At 71.3% G+C, this 16,431-nt stretch carries 13 protein-coding genes; 3 read left to right on the top strand and 10 right to left on the bottom strand.

All coding sequences use genetic code 11. The features are described from left to right. From IE118_RS32080 to IE118_RS32065, 4 genes are all read right to left on the bottom strand, one after another. A partial coding sequence (locus IE118_RS32080; RefSeq protein ID WP_506417152.1) for a thiolase family protein occupies positions 1-256 on the bottom strand: 256 nt, incomplete at its 3' end. Between the two features lie 41 nt (positions 257-297). Continuing rightward, positions 298-1,440: an acyl-CoA dehydrogenase family protein gene (locus tag IE118_RS32075; RefSeq protein WP_189561619.1), complete on the bottom strand. Its 1,143-nt coding sequence runs from the start codon at positions 1,438-1,440 to the stop codon at positions 298-300. A 43-nt stretch (positions 1,441-1,483) separates the two neighbouring features. Then, the gene (locus IE118_RS32070; protein WP_189561618.1) at positions 1,484-2,509 is read right to left on the bottom strand and encodes an LLM class F420-dependent oxidoreductase; all 1,026 of its coding nucleotides are present in this window, start codon (positions 2,507-2,509) and stop codon (positions 1,484-1,486) included. Then, entirely contained in the window at positions 2,509-3,726 is a 1,218-nt protein-coding gene (locus IE118_RS32065) for a CaiB/BaiF CoA transferase family protein (RefSeq protein ID WP_189561617.1), read from the bottom strand. Before IE118_RS32065 ends, IE118_RS32070 begins: the two co-directional genes overlap by 1 nt. A gap of 299 nt (positions 3,727-4,025) precedes the next feature. Here IE118_RS32065 and IE118_RS32060 point away from each other — a divergent pair, with 299 nt between their 5' ends. Continuing rightward, entirely contained in the window at positions 4,026-4,739 is a 714-nt protein-coding gene (locus IE118_RS32060; RefSeq protein WP_229847041.1) for a TetR/AcrR family transcriptional regulator, read from the top strand. Between the two features lie 370 nt (positions 4,740-5,109). Here IE118_RS32060 and IE118_RS32055 read toward each other — a convergent pair whose 3' ends face one another. Beyond that, the gene (locus IE118_RS32055; RefSeq protein WP_189561616.1) at positions 5,110-5,529 is read right to left on the bottom strand and encodes an SRPBCC family protein; all 420 of its coding nucleotides are present in this window, start codon (positions 5,527-5,529) and stop codon (positions 5,110-5,112) included. 136 nt (positions 5,530-5,665) lie between these two features. Then, entirely contained in the window at positions 5,666-5,908 is a 243-nt protein-coding gene (locus IE118_RS32050) for a DUF5133 domain-containing protein (RefSeq protein WP_189561615.1), read from the bottom strand. Between the two features lie 556 nt (positions 5,909-6,464). Here IE118_RS32050 and IE118_RS32045 point away from each other — a divergent pair. Further along, entirely contained in the window at positions 6,465-9,461 is a 2,997-nt protein-coding gene (locus IE118_RS32045; protein WP_189561614.1) for a carbohydrate binding domain-containing protein, read from the top strand. A gap of 169 nt (positions 9,462-9,630) precedes the next feature. Here the strand turns inward: IE118_RS32045 and IE118_RS32040 are convergent, their stop codons facing one another. The 4 genes from IE118_RS32040 to IE118_RS32025 are packed head-to-tail and all read right to left on the bottom strand — an operon-like array spanning position 9,631 to position 15,095. Then, positions 9,631-12,012, bottom strand: coding sequence for a beta-xylosidase/alpha-l-arabinosidase (locus tag IE118_RS32040; RefSeq protein ID WP_189561613.1), 2,382 nt, complete (start codon positions 12,010-12,012; stop codon positions 9,631-9,633). Beyond that, positions 12,009-12,827: a carbohydrate ABC transporter permease gene (locus IE118_RS32035; RefSeq protein ID WP_189561612.1), complete on the bottom strand. Its 819-nt coding sequence runs from the start codon at positions 12,825-12,827 to the stop codon at positions 12,009-12,011. The genes IE118_RS32040 and IE118_RS32035 overlap by 4 nt, the downstream gene beginning before the upstream one ends. Then, positions 12,824-13,780, bottom strand: coding sequence for a carbohydrate ABC transporter permease (locus tag IE118_RS32030; RefSeq protein ID WP_189561611.1), 957 nt, complete (start codon positions 13,778-13,780; stop codon positions 12,824-12,826). Before IE118_RS32030 ends, IE118_RS32035 begins: the two co-directional genes overlap by 4 nt. Before the next feature lie 10 nt (positions 13,781-13,790). After that, the gene (locus IE118_RS32025) at positions 13,791-15,095 is read right to left on the bottom strand and encodes an ABC transporter substrate-binding protein (RefSeq protein ID WP_189561610.1); all 1,305 of its coding nucleotides are present in this window, start codon (positions 15,093-15,095) and stop codon (positions 13,791-13,793) included. Between the two features lie 138 nt (positions 15,096-15,233). Between IE118_RS32025 and IE118_RS32020 the strand changes: the two genes are divergently transcribed. Beyond that, complete coding sequence (locus IE118_RS32020; RefSeq protein WP_189561609.1) at positions 15,234-16,265, top strand: LacI family DNA-binding transcriptional regulator; 1,032 nt, start codon at positions 15,234-15,236, stop codon at positions 16,263-16,265. Positions 16,266-16,431 lie beyond the last annotated feature (166 nt).

The raw sequence follows: 16,431 nt of genomic DNA, 5'->3' as shown, positions 1-16,431 counted from the left end.
CCGCCACCGTGTCCGGCAGTCCGGCCGCGATGGCGGCGATGCGGGCGATGTCGGAGCCCTGGTCGCCGACCGGACCCACCACACCCAGGACGATGTCGTCCACGGCGGCCGGGTCCAGGCCGGGGAAGCGGTCACGGATCTCGTGGATCAGCCCGACGACCAGGTCGATGGGCTTGGTCCCGTGCAGGGCGCCGTTCGCCTTGCCGCGCCCGCGCGGGGTGCGGATCGCGTCGTACACGTACGCTTCGGTGCTCACAGATACGCCTTTCGGCCGGAGGGAGGGCGTGCGGGAAGGACTCAGCCGAGAACCGAGCGGCCGATGATCTCCTTCATGATTTCCGTGGTGCCGCCGTAGATCGTCTGGATGCGGCCGTCGAGGAAGGCCCGGGCCACCCGGTACTCCGTCATGTAGCCGTAGCCGCCGTGCAGTTGCAGGCAGCGGTCGACGACCCGCTTCTGCAGTTCGGTGGCCCACCACTTGGCCATCGAGGCGTGCGCGGCGTCCAGCCGTCCCGCGCCGTGCTCGGTGACGCAGCGGTCGACGAAGCTGCGCGTGACCGCGCACTCGGTGGCCATCTCGGCGATCTCGAACCGGATGTGCTGGAGCCGGGCGAGCGGACGGCCGAACGCCTCGCGCTCCTTCACGTACGCCACGGTGAGTCCGAGGACGTGCTCGGCGGCCGCGGCGGCGCCCACCGCGATGGCCAGCCGCTCCTGTGCGAGGTTGGCCATCAGCGCGGCGAAGGCCTGGTGCTCCCCGCCGAGCAGGTTCTCCTTGGGCACCCGCACGTCGTCGAAGAACAACTCGGCGGTGTCCTGCGCCTTCTGGCCGATCTTGTCGAGGTTGCGGCCCCGCTGGAAACCGTCCATGCCCCGCTCGACGACGAGCAGGCTCTGCCCGGAGCTGCCGCCCTCGGGGGTGGTCCGGGCCACCACGACGACGAGGTCCGCCAGGATGCCGTTGGAGATGAACGTCTTGGCGCCGTTGAGGAGGTAGTGGTCGCCCCGGTCGGTGGCGGTGGTCCGGATGCCCTGGAGGTCGGAGCCCGCCCCCGGTTCGGTCATGGCGATGGCGGTGACCGTCTCCCCGGAGGTGAAGCCGGGAAGCCAGCGACGCCTCTGTTCCTCCGTGGCGAGGCGGGTGAGGTAGGGGCCGACGATGTCGTTGTGCAGGCTCAGCGCCAGGCCGGACGCGCCGGCCCGGGCGAACTCCTCGATGAGGACGGCGCTGTAGCGGAAGTCGTCGGTGCCTCCGCCGCCGTACTCCGGGTCGACCGCGAGCCCCAGCAGTCCCTGCCGGCCGGCCGCGCGCCACACCTCGCGGCTCACCACGCCTTCCCGCTCCCAGCGTTCGTGGTGGGGCAGCACCTCCTTCTCCAGGAAGGTGCGCACGGTGTCGCGGAACGCCTCGTGGTCCGCGGTGTAGATGTCTCGCTGCATGTCGTCTCCGCGTCGGTGGATGTGCCGGGCAACGGGCCGCGCGTCAGAGCCAGTCACGGACCCGTTCGACGAGCCGGGCCGGGTCGGGGCCGACGGGGGTGACGTTGAGCATCGTCACGCCCGCCTCGCGGAAGACCTCGACGCGGTCCCGTACGTAGCCCTCGGGGCCGGCCAGGCAGAGGAGTTCGCAGAGTTCGGCCGGGACGGCGGCCTCGGCCTCCCGCTTGCGGCCGGCCAGGTAGTGCTCCTGGACGGCGGCTGCCTCGGCCTCGTAGCCGTACTGGCAGACCAGGTCGTGGTAGAAGTTGCGGCCGGGGGCGCCCATGCCGCCCACGTACAGGGCGATGGTCGGCCGCATCAGGTCGCGGACCGCCTCCGCGCCGTCGCCGACGGCGAGCAGCCCGCCCGCCACGACGGACAGCGGGCCGAGGGAGGGGTCGCGGCGGGCGGTGCCCTCGGCGAGGGGACCGCTCCAGACCTTGGCCGCGTGCTCGGGCACGTACAGGAACGGCAGCCAGCCGTCGGCGAGTTCCGCGGTCATCCGCACGTTCGCGGGGCCGAGGGCCGCGACGTACACGGGGATGGTGTCGCGCACCGGGCGGGTGAGCAGCTTGAGCGGTTTGCCGAGGGTGCCCCCCTTGTCCGGGGGCAGCGGCATGTCGGTGATCCCGTGGTGTTCGATGACCTCGCGGCGCCAGATGCGCCGGGCGAGGCCGATGGTCTCGCGGGTGCGGCCGAGGGGTTTGTCGTAGCGCCGGCCGTGCCAGCCCTCGACGACCTGCGGGCCGGAGGCGCCGATGCCGAGGAGGGCGCGTCCGCCGGTGACGGCGTCGAGTCCGGCGGCGGTCTGCGCGATCAGGGCCGGGGTGCGGGAGTAGACGTTGAGGATGGCGGAGCCGATGCGCAGCCGCTCGGTGCGGGCGGCGAGGTATCCCATGACGGTCGGCGAGTCGAAGCCGTAGGCCTCGGCGACCCAGATCGCGTCGAGTCCCGCCGACTCCAGTGCGGCGGCCTCGTCGGCGGCCTTGCGGGGGTCACCGGCGTACCGCAGGGGGGTGGACAGTTCCATCAGTGTCCGTCCTCGGGGTGGGTGCCGGCCGGGCCGTCGGCGGTGAGGGTGGGGATCCGCCAGTCCTCGGCCACCTGGTGCTGGTGGGCTCCGGGCAGGGCGGGCGGCAGGCGCAGGGCGCCGGGGGTCGCCGAGAAGCGGGGGGCCACGCCGGGCTGCACGATGCCGTGGTCCTCGGTGAAGGTGCGGCGGTGGCCGAGGTGGGGGTGGCGGGCGGCCTCGCGCAGGGAGAGGACGGGGGCGACGCAGGCGTCGGTGCCTTCGAAGACGGCGGTCCACTCGTCGCGGTCCCCCGTTCTGAAGCGCGCGGCGAGCCGGGCGCGAAGCTCCGGCCAGCCGCGCGGGTCGGTGCGGTCGGGCAGGTCGTCGGCGTCCAGGCCCAGGAGCTTCACGAACTCGGCGTAGAACTGCGGTTCCAGTGCGCCGACCGCCATCCAGCCGCCGTCCCGGGTCTCGTAGACGGCGTAGTAGGGGCAGCCGCCGTCGAGGAGGTTGCGGCCGCGGCCGTCCTGCCAGGCCCCGGCGGCGAGCATGCCCTGGATCATGGCGGTGAGGTGGGCCGTGCCGTCGACGATCGCCGCGTCCACCACCTGTCCCCGGCCCGTGGCGCGCGCGGTCAGCAGCGCGGCGAGCACGCCGGCGACGAGGTAGAGGGAACCGCCCGCGTAGTCGCCGAGAAGGTTGGCGGGGATCACGGGCGGGCCGTCCGGGGCGCCGATCATGCCGAGGGCGCCCGCGGTGGCGATGTAGCCGATGTCGTGTCCGGCGCGGGGCGCGAGCGGCCCGTCCTGGCCCCAGCCGGTCATCCGCCCGTACACCAGGGCCGGGTTGGCCTCCAGGCACTCCGTGGGGCCGATGCCCAGCCGCTCGGTGACGCCCGGCCGGTAGCCCTCGATCAGGATGTCGGCGCGGGCGGCGAGGTCCCGCACGGTGCCCGGTCCGCCGGCCGACTTGAGGTCCACGAGGACGGACCGCTTGTTGCGGTTGGTGACGTCGCGGCCCGGTTCGATGCCGAGGGGCGGCACCCCGGGACGGTCGACGCGCACGACGTCGGCACCCAGGTCGCCGAGGAGCATGGCGGCGAAGGGGGCGGGGCCGATCCCGGCGAGTTCGACCACCCGCACCCCGGTCAGCGGTCCCGCGCGCAGGGGCGGCGCGGTGGTCGGGCGGCCGGCCGCCACCTCGTGGTGGCCGGCGGTGTCGCTGGTCGGGCTCATGGGTCCCTCTCTCACGGCAGGGGCGGGCAGCCGTCCTCCGAACGAGGCTCTACTTAGCGCTCGCTAAGAAGGTAGAGGGGGGTGGGAGGGTGGTCAATGACCGCGACACAACATCCCACCCGAAAGCGGTGTGCCGCTCTGGTCATGTCTTTCGCTCAGGGCGTCCACACACGCAGGCGTTTCCGTCCGCAGGGCAGCCGGAAAGTCACTGATCGGTCGCTAAGCAAGGTTCCGGGGGGTGCGCCGAGGGGCGGGCGACGTACCATGGCGCTCGCCGCCATTCCACCGGAGGAGCACCGTTGAGCGCGCAGTCACGCCAGGAGACCACGGCCCCGCCCCACTGGAGCACCTACGGCCCGCTCGATCTGCACCCCATCCTCGTGCACGCCATGGAAGCCTTCAACGAGCACGGCTATCACGGCACTTCGGTGCGGGACATCGCCGGCCGGGTGGGGGTGACCGTACCGGCCCTCTACTACCACTACGAGAACAAGCAGGCCCTGCTCGCCACCCTGCTCGAGACGTCGATGAAGGACGTCCTCGACCGGTGCCGGGCCGCCGCGGCCGAAGCCGGTGACGAGCCCCTCCCCCGCTTCTGCGCGATGATCGAATCCATCGTGCTGTACATGGCCCACCGCAAGGGGCTGGCCTTCCTCGACACGGAGATCCGCAGCCTGGAACCGGACAACCGTGCCCGGTACGTGGCGCTGCGGGACTACCTCGAACACATGCTGCTCGACACGGTAGAGGCCGGCATCGAACGGGGCGTCTTCACCACTCCCATCCCGGCCGACGCGGTCCGCGGCGTGCTCATCATGTGCCAGGGAGTGGCCAACTGGTACCGGGCCGACGGTCCGCTCGGCCCGGCGGAGGTCGCCGAGCGGCACGTGCTGCTCAGCCTCGGCACGGTGGGGCACCCGGGCACGGTGGACGGCCTGGCGGGGCTCTCGCCGGGCCGCAGGACGACGGCGGCGGCGCCCAGGCCGCGGGCGAACCCGAAGGGCCGCCGCTGAGTGTGGTTCCCCGAGCAGTGCAACGGTCCGGGTCCCGGGGCGCCGGGACCCGCGGTCGGCGCGACGGCCGGAGGAGGGAGACCACCGGAGCGGAGACGACACACCCTGGCGCACCGCACACCGCGCCGCCCGCCGAGACCCCCGCTCATCGGGCACCGCCCTGGGGACCGACGTGCCTGCCGGCACCGGTCCGCAGGACGCGGGACGCTCGCCGGGCGGCCGAGGAACCGGCGGCCCATCACCTGGCCGGCCCCGCCTTCGCAGGCCGGCGCCCCCACGGCCCGCGTTCCGCACGGGCCGTGGGGGCGGCCTGGCCCGGCCGCTGCACCGCGGCCGCCTCGACGGCGTCAGGGCGGGCACACCGCCCGGCTCAGACCGAGGACTCGGCCAGCTTCTGGAACTCGCCCAGGTCGTAGTTGGCGAGCGTGGAGTCCAGGTTCGTCAGGGCGCCCAGGTGCTCCATGAAGCCCTTGGGGTCGTACTCGATCTGCAGCGTCACCCGGCTCGACGTGTCGCTGAGACGGTGGAACGTCACGACGCCCGCGTGCTGGACGCCCTCCGTCGTCCGCCAGGCGATCCGGTTCTCGGGCACCACCTCGGTCAGTTCGGCGACGAAGTTCTTGTCCGCGCCCGGCAGGGACAGTTGCCACGCGAAGCGGCGGTCGTCGAGCGGCTGCACGATGCGTACGTGGCTGAGGAAGGACGGCCACTTGGTGACGTCACTCCACAGTGCCCACGTCACGGACACGGGGGCGTCGATGTCGACGGTTTCTACCAGGGAGGCTGACACGCCGTACCTCTCTCGCTGGGACCGGTGGCCGCGTCGCGGCGGCCGGTGAAACGGTTGGGTGTCCTGCTGCCCGCGGTGTGCCGGTGCACACGGGGAACGCCGGCGCGTCCGCGTGCCGCGGACGTCCGGCGTCGGCTCAGGCGGCCAAAGTCTCGTCCCGCACGGAGACGGCGGAGCGGCCGGCGTACTGTTCGAGCAGCGCGTCCGCCGTGCGGAGCGCCTCCTCGGCGGTGCGGGCCCCGGTCATCACGCACAGCGTGTACGTGGTGTCCTCGAGGAGCCTGCTGGTGTAGCCGGTGGGACGCACGTCGTGGTCCATGCGCGCCTGAGCGAATCGGGCCAGCACGGCGCGCAGTTCCTTCTCCGCCGGAAGGATCATGAATGACTACCCTCTCCCGTCACAAGCCCTCCCCGCGCACGTCCGAGCGCACCGCGGCGAGTGACTCTCCCCTGACACCTGACGCCTGACGATCACGGCCACGGACGGGCCGCGTCAGGCAGAACACCGTGTGCCCCGCATCCGCGCGTCCACGCCACCCTTCTCCCCCTCCGGCGCTTCCTGCCGCCGGGGCGGCCTTCACGGTCGCCACGGAGCCGGCCACCACGGAGTCGTGCCGCCCCCTGCAATGGATTGCAGCAAATTTCCGGCCGACCGCCGCTCCACGGGCCGCCGGAGCGCCTCCCCAACCACCGACCGGGTCTGCGTCACCCCCACACCCACGAGCTGACGGGCCGTCAGAGTGCTCCGTGGGCCGGCGGTTCATCCTGCCCACGGCGAGAAGTTGAAGCGCGACCCCTTTACGGCGCCGTCACGCGCGGGTAACTTCCGGCTGCCGTAAGGGTTTTCTGCAAGTTTCCGTTCGGACTTTCATCATCCGGTCCGGGATCCCCGACTCCCCGCCCGGTTCCGTCCCGCCCCCTCGTCTGGAGACCGCATGAGACGCAGTCGCACCCGACCGCCCGGACGGCCGACGGCCGCCGTGGTGGCCGTCGGTGCCGTTCTGGGGCTGATGTCCGCCCCCTCGGCCACCCCCACCTCCCCTGCCACCACTCCCGTCGCCGCCACCGCCGACCACACGGCGACCGTCTTCTACTACACGAAGACGAGGAACTGGGACCGCTACCACCTGCACTACGCGCCCGACGGCGGCTCCTGGACCGCGGTCCCCGGCGCGGCCATGGAATCCGCCTGCACCGACTGGGTGAAGAAGACCGTCACCCTGGGGACCGCCGAGGGCCTGCGGGCCACCTTCACCAACGGCTCGGGGACCTGGGACAACAACTCCGGCAAGAACTACGCCCTCGGCACGGGCACCATCACGGTCAAGGACGGAGTGGTCGCCCACTCCGACCCCTGCGCCGGGAGTGAGGACCCGGACCCGGCGCCGGGCGACGGCAACCGCACCACGGTCTACTACTCCACCCGGACCCTCGGCTGGACCACCGCCAACCTCCACTACCAGCCGGCGGGCGGCTCGTGGACCACCGTGCCGGGAATCGGCATGCGGGCCGCCTGCACCGGCTGGTGGAAGCAGGACGTCGACCTGGGCACGGCCGGCTCGATGAAGGCCGCGTTCAACAACGGCAACGGCGTGTGGGACAACAACGGCGGCGCCGACTACACCCTGCCCGCCGGCATCACCACCGTCAGCGACAGGACGGTCACCTCGGACGCCGACGACCCGTGCGCGGACGAGGCCCCCGACACGCAGGCGCCGACCGTTCCCGGCCGGGTGACCGCTCAGGCCGACGGGGTGTCCGTCGTCCTCACCTGGGAGCCGTCCACCGACGACACGGGCGTCACCCGCTACCAGGTCACCCGCACCGGCGGCACCCGGGGCGGTGCCGTGACCGACGTCGGCTCCACCGTCTTCTCCGACGCGAACCTCGAGGAGAGGACCACCTACACCTACACCGTCAGGGCCGTGGACGCGGCAGGCAACCTCTCCCCCGCCTCGGCCGCCGTACGGGCGACCACCGGCAGCAGACCGCCGGCTCCCGCCGCCGGCAGACCCCTCGGCACCGACCCCCGCAAGGACCCGATCTACTTCGTCCTCACCGCCCGCTTCAACGACGGCGACGGCTCCAACAACCGCGGCGGCAGCCAGCACGAGAAATCCGGCAACGCGGCCCACGACGACCCCATGTTCCGGGGCGACTTCAAGGGACTGGTCAACAAGCTCGACTACATCAAGGGACTCGGCTTCTCCGCCGTGTGGATCACCCCGGTGGTCCTCAACCGCTCGGACTACGACCACCACGGCTACCACGGCTGGGACTTCTACAAGGTCGATCCGCGCCTGGAGTCCGCCGGGGCCTCCTACCAGGACCTGATCAACGCGGCCCACGCCAAGGGCATGAAGATCTACCAGGACGTCGTCTACAACCACTCCTCCCGCTGGGGCGCCAAGGGCCTCTTCACGCCGACCGTGTACGGCGTGCGGGACTCCCAGTGGAGCTGGTACTACGACGAGAAGCAGCCCGGCTTCGAGTACGACGGCCTGACCGTCGACCCGAAGAGCGGCAAGTCCTATTACAACGGCGACCTCTGGTCCACGGCCGAACCCGCGGGCAACACCTGCGTCAACTGGGGCAGGCCCACCGGCGGCAAGAGCCCCGAGGGCTACACCCTCTACAACTGCCAGTGGCCCAGCCCGACGTCCGGCATGTTCCCCAAGGCGCTCTACCACAACTGCTGGATCGGCAACTGGGAGGGCGAGGACTCCCGTTCCTGCTGGCTGCACGAGGACCTCGCCGACTTCGACACCGAGAACGCCCAGGTGCAGAACTACCTGATCGGCGCCTACAACAAGTACATCGACATGGGCGTCGACGGCTTCCGCGTCGACACGGCCGTCCACATCCCCCGCACCACCTGGAACCGCCGCTTCCTTCCCGCCATCCAGGAACGCGTCACCCAGCAGCACGGCGCCGGGGCGGCGAAGAACTTCTTCGTCTTCGGCGAGGTCGCCGCCTTCGTCAACGACAAGTGGAACCGCGGCTCGGTCAACCACTCGGCGCAGTTCTACACCTGGAAGGAGCGCAAGGAGTACAGCGCCGACGACGAGAAGGCCGCCCTGGAGATGTACGACCACGAACAGCAGCAGGGCACCGGCAACCAGCCGGCCTCCACCAACGCCTTCCTCGACGGCAACACCTACCACGCCCCCGACCACAGCCGCTTCTCCGGCATGCACGTCATCGACATGCGCATGCACATGAACTTCGGTGACGCGAGCAACGCCTTCCACAACGGCAAGGACTCCGACGACAGCTACAACGACGCCACGTACAACGTCGTCTACGTCGACAGCCACGACTACGGCCCCAACAAGAGCAGCGAACGCTACACGGGCGGCACCGACGCCTGGGCCGAGAACATGTCCCTGATGTGGACGTTCCGCGGCATCCCCACCCTCTACTACGGCTCGGAGATCGAGTTCCAGAAAGGCAAGAAGATCGACTGCGGCCCGAGTTGTCCCCTGGCCACGACCGGCCGGGCGTACTACGGCGACCACCTCGCGGGCACGGTGACGTCCTCCGACTTCTCCAGGGTCGACTCCGCCACCGGCACCGTCGCCACGACGCTGCAACAGCCCCTGGTCAAGCACGTACAGCGCCTGAACCAGATCCGCCGGGCCGTCCCGGCCCTCCAGATGGGCCAGTACTCCACCACCGGCATCTCCGGCGACATGGCCTTCAAGCGCCGCTACACCGCGGGCGGCACCGACAGCTTCGCCCTGGTCACCGTCTCGGGCGGCGCGACCTTCACGGGCGTGCCGAACGGCACCTACCGGGACGCCGTCACCGGCGACGTCCGCACGGTGTCCAACGGCACCCTCTCCGTCGCGGCCCCGGGCAAGGGCAACCTCCGGGTCTACGTCCTGAACGGCACCGGGAAGATCGGGACGGACGGTCCCTACCTGAAGTGAGGCAGGCCGGGCATCGCGGCCACGCATGGTCCGGCACGCGCGACAGCCCCGGGCGGGCCCACCCCGCCCGGGGCTGTCGCGTCCCGGACCCCGCCGGGCCGCACCGGGGCACGGCCGGCCCGGACCGCGGGTGCGGTACGGGCCGGCCGTGCTCAGGGACGGATCCGGCTCACCCCTCCGGGGCCGGCTCCAGGCTGAACGCCGCGTGGAAGCGGCGGGTGTGGTCCACCCGGCGTGCCGGGCCGGTCAGGGTGACCGTCGCGGTGAGGCGGGTGTCGGTGCTGGAGGCGGCCAGGCGCAGTTCCAGGTCACCGGGTTCGACGATCCGGTGGCCGTCGCGGCCGGTGAAGGAGGCCACGTCGGCCGGGACCGTGACGCGGACCCGGCGGGCCTCGCCGGGCTCCAGGTCCACCCGGGTGTAGCCGACGAGCCGTTGCACCGGCTGGACGACGGAGGCGACCGGGTCGTGGAGGTAGAGCTGGACGACCTCGGTGCCGGTCCGGTCCCCGGTGTTGCGGACGGTGAGGGCGAGGGTGAACTCGCCGTCGGTGGGCGCCTGATCGGCGTCGACGGCGAGGCCGTCCCAGGCGAACGAGGTGTACGTCAGGCCGTGCCCGAAACCGAACGCCGGGGTGGGGTCGATGTTGGACACCTCGCTGGCCTGGGCGAGCCGGGCACCGAGGTAGGTGGTCGGCTGGGAGCCCGGTGCGCGGGGCACGCTGACCGGGAGCCGGCCGGAGGGGTTGGTGCGGCCGCTGATCACGCCGGCGATCGCCTGGGTGCCGGCGACCCCGGGGAAGAAGGACTGCACGATCGCCGCCGACTCGGCGGCGGCGCGGCCGAGCGCGTACGGGCGGCCCGCGAGGAGGACGGTCACCACCGGCGTGCCGGAGTCCAGCAGCGCGTCGAGCAGCTGCTGCTGGGCGCCGGGCAGGGCGAGGGACTCCGTGTCGCAGCCCTCCCCGCTGGTGCCGCGGCCGAAGAGGCCGGCGCGGTCGCCGAGGACGGCGACGACGACGTCCGCGTGCGCGGCCGCGTCCACCGCCGCGCCGATGCCGGTGAGGTCCCCGTCGTCGACGCCGGTGCCGCGGGCGACGGTGATGTCCGCGTCGGGGAACTCGGCGGCCAGGGTGTCCCGCAGGGTGGGCAGGTCGATGCCGACCGGAACGTCCGGGTGCTGCACGCCCACGTGCTGCGGGAAGGAGTAGCAGCCCAGCACGGCGGTGCCCTCGGTGGCGTTGGGGCCGACCAGGGCGATGCGGCGGGGCCGGGCCAGCGGCAGGGTGCCGTCGTTACTGAGGAGGACGACGGCCTTCTCGGCGATCTCCCGGGCCAGGGCGCGGTTCTCGGGCCCGTCCAGGTCGACCGTGCCGCGCAGGGCGTCGGGGTCGTCCAGGTCGGCGCCGTCCAGCGCGGGCGGCACGGGGTTCCAGTCCGGGTCGAGCAGGCCCAGCATCGCCTTCTGGCCGAGGACGCGGCGCAGGGCGCGGTCGATCAGCGACTCCGGGACGCGGCCGTCGGTGACGGCCGCGGCGAGCGGCGCGCCGAACGTCTTGACGGTGGGCAGTTCGATGTCGACGCCCGCCTTCAGGGCGGCGCCCGCGGCCTCGGCCCAGTCGCCCGCGATGCCGTGCAGGATCCTGAGGAAGGCGATGCCGAAGTAGTCGGCGACGACGGTGCCGTCGAAGCCCCAGGTGTCGCGGAGCAGCCCGGTCAGCAGGCTCTCGTCGGCGGCGGCGGGCACGCCGTCGGTGTCGGTGTAGGAGTGCATGACGGAGCGGGCGCCGCCCTCGCGGATCGCCATCTCGAAGGGCGGCAGCAGGACGTCGGCGCGTTCGCGGGGGCCCATGGGTGAGGGGGCGAGGTTGCGTCCGGCGCGGGAGGCCGAGTAGCCCACGAAGTGCTTGAGGGTGGCGACGATCCCGGCGGACTCCAGGCCGCGGACGTAGGCGGTGCCGATGGTGCCGACGAGGTAGGGGTCCTCGCCGATGGTCTCCTCCACGCGTCCCCAGCGGGCGTCGCGGACCACGTCGAGGACGGGCGCGAGACCCTGGTGGACGCCGACGGCACGCATGTCGCGGCCGATGGCGGCGGCCATCCGGCGCACCACGTCCGGGTCGAAGGTGGCGCCCCAGGACAGCGGGACGGGGTAGGCGGTGGCACGCCAGGCGGCGAAGCCGGCCAGGCACTCCTCGTGCGCGACGGCGGGGATGCCGAAGCGGCTGGCGGCGGTGATGCGGTTCTGGGTGCGCAGCAGGGACAGGGCGCCCAGCGCCGGGTCGACGGGTGCGGTGCCGAAGGGGCGGGTCAACTGGCCCAGACCGTGGGGCAGGAGGGCGTCGAGGTCGACGGCCTCCTCCATGTCGTGCTGGTGCGGGGCGACTTCGCCGCCGTTGGCGGACGCGCCGACCCACACGCCGTACAGCTGGGCGATCTTCTCGTCCAGGGTCATCGCGCCGATGAGCGCGTCGACGCGGGCGGCGACGGGGCGGTCGGGGTCGTTCCAGAGGGGGGCTTCGGGGGTGGTCTCTACGGCCACGTTGGCGGTCACTTTCCTCCGACACCCATCAGCCCCTGGACCAGGGCGCGACGGGCGAACAGGTAGACGAGCAGGATGGGCACCATGGACAGGACCACGGCTCCCAGCAGACCGGGGATGTCGATGCCGTGTTCGGTCTGGAAGTTGTACAGGCCCAGGGTGACGACCTTGCTGGAGTCGGACTGGGTCAGGACGAGGGGGAACAGGAAGCCGTTCCAGGCCTGGAGCGCGGAGAAGACCACGATCGTGGACAGTCCGCCCCGGGACAGCGGCAGGACGAGCTGGAAGAACATGCGCCGCGGGCCGGCGCCGTCCATGGCCATGGCCTCGTACAGCTCCGGGGAGATGTCGCGCATCGCGCCGCTGAGGATCAGCGCCGACATGGGCAGGCAGAACGCGGCCGTGGGCAGGATGACGCCCAGCAGGTTGTCGTACAGCCCGGCTTCGCTGATCAGGTAGAACATCGGGACGATGACGGCCTGGGCGGGGATGGCGAGACCGAGCAGGAACAGCCGGAAGATCGCCGACGTGGTCCGGCCGCGGCTGCGCACGATCGCGTAGGCGAGCGGCGGGACGAGCAGCAGCACGATGCCGATCACGCAGGCGGTGACGACGAGCGTGTTGACGAAGTACTGGCCGAAGCCGGAGTCGAAGGCGCCGGTGTAGTTGTCCAGGGTGAAGCTGTCCGGGACCGACACCGGGCCGTTCTCGGCGTAGTCCTGGCGGGTGCGCAGGGTGGCGGCGAGCAGTACGTACAGCGGCAGGCCGACGACGAAGAGCCAGAGGAGCGAGCCCGCGCCGGCCACGTAGTTCGGTCGGCGCCTCATGACACACCCTCCATGGAGCTGCGCATCTTGTCGTAGCCGGAGACCCGGACGACGATCAGCGAGATGATCGTGGCGGCGACGACCAGGACCAGGGCGATCGCGGAGCCGGTGCCGTAGTCGAAGCTCTTGAACGCCTTGTCGTACATGTAGTAGGCGCTGATGGTGGTGTCGGTGCCGGGGCCGCCCTGCGTCAGGATGAGGACCGTCTCGAACGTGGTCAGGCCGCCGACGATCATCAGGATCATCGAGGTGATCATCGCGTTGCGCAGCTGCGGCAGGGTGATGTGGAAGAACTGCCGGTAGCGGCCCGCGCCGTCGATCTCCGCGGCCTGGTAGAGCACGTGCGGGATCGCGCGGGCGGCGCCCTGGTAGATCAAGGTGTGGAACGGGGTGAACTGCCAGGTGCTGACGAACGCCAGCACGCCGATGGCGGTGGCCTGTTCACCGAACAGGTTGCCGTCGCCGAACAGCCAGGCGGCGTCGGCCGGGATGCCGAAGTTCGGGTCGAGCAGCGCCCGCCACAGCACGGAGACGGCCGTCGCGGACAGCAGCAGCGGAATGAAGTAGATGACGGACAGCACGGCCCGGTTGCGCTGGTGGCCGGCGGCCCAGACACCGAGCACGATGCTCAGCGGCGTCTGGATGACCACGCCGAGCACGGTCAGCAGCAGGGTCAGCCAGATGCTCTTGAGCATCACCGGGTCGTCCATGAGGCGCGACCAGTTGTCCATGCCGACGAACTGGGGCGAGCTGAGCCCGTCCCAGGTCATGAAGGACAGCACCGCGACCATGATCAGCGGGGTGATGGCGAAGAGGGCGAAGAACACCGCGGCGGGCAGGGCCCAGGCGAAGCCGGGGCGGCCCACCTGCGTGGCGGAGGGGGCGGGCGGCCGCCGCCGCGACCCCTTGCGGGGTCCGGCGGCGGGCGGCGCGCTCGTGGTCTTTGTGGTCATGAGCCGTTCGTCACTCGGTGGGGAGGGCCTGCATGGCCTTGATGAAGCCGTCCGCGTCGAGCTGTCCGTTGAAGAACTGCTGGATGGCCTTGTGCAAGTCCGAGCTGGCCTTCTGCGGGTACGCCTGGTCCCAGGAGAGCTGGAAGGAGGGGGAGTCGGCGACCAGGTCGTACTGGAAGCGGGCGTACTCGGGGTTGGCGGCGGTCTCGATGAACTGGTCGGTGTTGGTGGTGGTCGGCAGGTTGCCGATCTCCAGCTGCGCCTTGACGAACTGGTCGGAGTACATGAGCTTGAGGAACTCGGCGACGGCCTCGGGGTGCTTGGTCTTCTTCATCACCGAGTAGTAGTTGTTGGTGTTGCCGGCGACGTTGGCCGGGTCGCCCTTGCCGCCCTCGACCGCCGGGAAGGTGGTGTAGCCGAGGCCCTTCTCGGCGAAGTCCTTGTGGTCCGTCAGCTGCTGGGAGTAGTACCAGGAGCCCATCAGCTCGAAGCCGGCCTTGCCCGAGGCCAGCAGCTGGACCGAGCCGCCGTTGGTGTACTTGACGGAGTCGTAGTTCTTGCCGAAGGCGCCGGCGTCGACGAGCTCCCTGGTCATGGTCAGGGCCTTCTTGGCGTCCGGGCTCTCCCAGGCGCTCTTGTCGCCCTTCAGGGCCTTCGCGAGCAGCTCCGGTCCGGCGATGCGGTCGAAGAGGTACTGGAACCACATCTGCGTCGGCCAGATGTCGCCGCCGCCGAGCGCGATCGGCGTGACGCCCTTGTCCTTCAGCTTGCCCACCGCGTCGAGCAGCTCGTCCCATGTCTTCGGCGGCTCGACGCCCGCGTCGGCGAGGACCTCCTTGTTGTGGAAGAGCAGGACCGGCTGGGTGCCGCGCATCGGTATGCCGTACGGCTTGCCGTCGACGACGGCGTTGTTGAACACGGACGGCAGGAACTTGTTCTCCAGGTCGGGGTTCTTCGCGATGAAGTCGTCCAGCGGCATCAGCAGGTCGGCCTTGACGAAGGGCTTGATGCTGCCGCCGCCCCAGTTGAAGAAGACGTCCGGCGCCTGCGGGGTGCTGATGATCGTCTGCAGCTTCTTCTGGTAGTCCGCACCGGGGATGGTGTCGAGGACGACCTTGACGTCGGACGTCTTGTTGAACGTGTCGACGAGCTGCTTCTCGACCTTGTTGGTGGCGTCCCCGTAGACCAGGACATGGATCTTGCCGTCGTCCGCCGACGCCCCGCCGCCGTCGCCCCCGCAGGCCGAGAGGGTCAGTGCGAGGGCGAGCGTCGCACCGCAGGCGACCAGTCTGGGCAAGCGCGCACGTGTCTTCATCGTTCGCCTTTCGAAAGTTTCGGCGTCATCGCCGAAAGTCCATGCCGTGGGACAGTAGGTCAGACGGGACTTTCGGTCAACGGTCGGATCGGCACTCGTCCAAACCGTTATCCGAAGGTGGTGCCGTATCCTGCGCCTATGCGCGAAGACGACGAGGTGAGCGGCAGGGTCACCCTGGCGACGGTGGCGAAAGAGGCCGGCGTTTCGATGCCGACAGTTTCGAAGGTCCTCAACGGCCGATCGGATGTCTCACGCGCCACCCGCGCCAAGGTGGAACGCCTGCTGGACGCCCACGGCTACCGCCGTCGCGCCCAGCAGTCGTCCCGTTCCCCGCTCATCGAGATCGTCTTCCACGAGCTGGAGAGCGTCTGGGCGATGGAGCTGATCCGGGGCGTGGAGAACGTCGCCAAGGAGAACCGGGCGACGGTCGTCCTCACCGAGAGCGGCACCCGGCACACCCCCGCGCCGGAGTGGCTCCCGGGCGTGCTCCAGCGCCGGCCGCTGGGTGTCGTCCTGGTCTTCTCCACTCTCCCGGGAGACATCAAGGCGCAGCTCAGGGCGGCGGCCATCCCCTTCGTCGTCATCGACCCGGCGGGCGACCCGGACCCCGACGTCCCCTCGGTCGGCTCCGCGAACTGGGCCGGCGGCCTCGCCGCCACCCGCCACCTCACCGACCTCGGCCACGAGCGGGTCGCCATCATCACGGGGCCCGGGGACATGATGTGCTCCCTGGCCCGCCTCGACGGCTACCGCTCCGCCATGGCGATGGCGGGACTGGAGGCCGATCCGCGCCTGATGCGCTTCGGCGACTTCCACGTCCAGAGCGGTTTCGAGCACGCCATGGACCTGCTCGACGGCCCGGACCGCCCGACGGCGGTCTTCGCGGGCAGCGACCTCCAGGCCCTCGGCGTCCTGGAGGCGGCCCGCGTCCGGGGCCTGCGCGTCCCGGAGGACCTGTCGGTGGTGGGCTACGACGACGTCCCCCTGGCCCAGTGGTCGAGCCCGCCCCTCACCACCGTCCACCAGCCCCTGCGCCACATGGCGGAGGAAGCCTCCCGCATGCTCCTCCGCCCGGACGCCCCGGACACCCCCGGCACGGCGGCCCAGCGCATCGAGCTGGCGACCCACCTGGTGGTACGGCAGAGCACGGCGCGGTTCGAGAGGGCATGAGGCCGGGGCGTGCGGCCGGGGCGTGCGGGCATCGCGCTGCCTGGCGTTCCCTCGCACGTCTCCGCATGCGCCATCGCATCGCCGCGCAGGGAGACCGTGGGTCCGCCGTGACGAACGGGATGCTCGCGCCGAGCGCGCGGAAAACCGCTCGACCCGCAGGTGGGGA

The sequence above is a fragment of the Streptomyces pilosus genome (assembly GCF_014649835.1).
GTDB classification, from domain to species: domain Bacteria; phylum Actinomycetota; class Actinomycetes; order Streptomycetales; family Streptomycetaceae; genus Streptomyces; species Streptomyces pilosus.
This window is presented reverse-complemented; position numbering and strand designations above follow the sequence as displayed.

What these genes read in the sequence shown, in the direction of transcription:
- IE118_RS32070 (WP_189561618.1), bottom strand. Translation starts at nt 2,509, where the DNA reads ATGGAACTGTCCACCCCCCTGCGGTACGCCGGTGACCCCCGCAAGGCC.
- IE118_RS32065 (WP_189561617.1), bottom strand. Translation starts at nt 3,726, where the DNA reads ATGAGCCCGACCAGCGACACCGCCGGCCACCACGAGGTGGCGGCCGGC.
- IE118_RS32020 (WP_189561609.1), top strand. Translation starts at nt 15,234, where the DNA reads ATGCGCGAAGACGACGAGGTGAGCGGCAGGGTCACCCTGGCGACGGTG.
- IE118_RS32025 (WP_189561610.1), bottom strand. Translation starts at nt 15,095, where the DNA reads ATGAAGACACGTGCGCGCTTGCCCAGACTGGTCGCCTGCGGTGCGACG.
- IE118_RS32030 (WP_189561611.1), bottom strand. Translation starts at nt 13,780, where the DNA reads ATGACCACAAAGACCACGAGCGCGCCGCCCGCCGCCGGACCCCGCAAG.
- IE118_RS32075 (WP_189561619.1), bottom strand. Translation starts at nt 1,440, where the DNA reads ATGCAGCGAGACATCTACACCGCGGACCACGAGGCGTTCCGCGACACC.
- IE118_RS32045 (WP_189561614.1), top strand. Translation starts at nt 6,465, where the DNA reads ATGAGACGCAGTCGCACCCGACCGCCCGGACGGCCGACGGCCGCCGTG.
- IE118_RS32035 (WP_189561612.1), bottom strand. Translation starts at nt 12,827, where the DNA reads ATGAGGCGCCGACCGAACTACGTGGCCGGCGCGGGCTCGCTCCTCTGG.
- IE118_RS32050 (WP_189561615.1), bottom strand. Translation starts at nt 5,908, where the DNA reads ATGATCCTTCCGGCGGAGAAGGAACTGCGCGCCGTGCTGGCCCGATTC.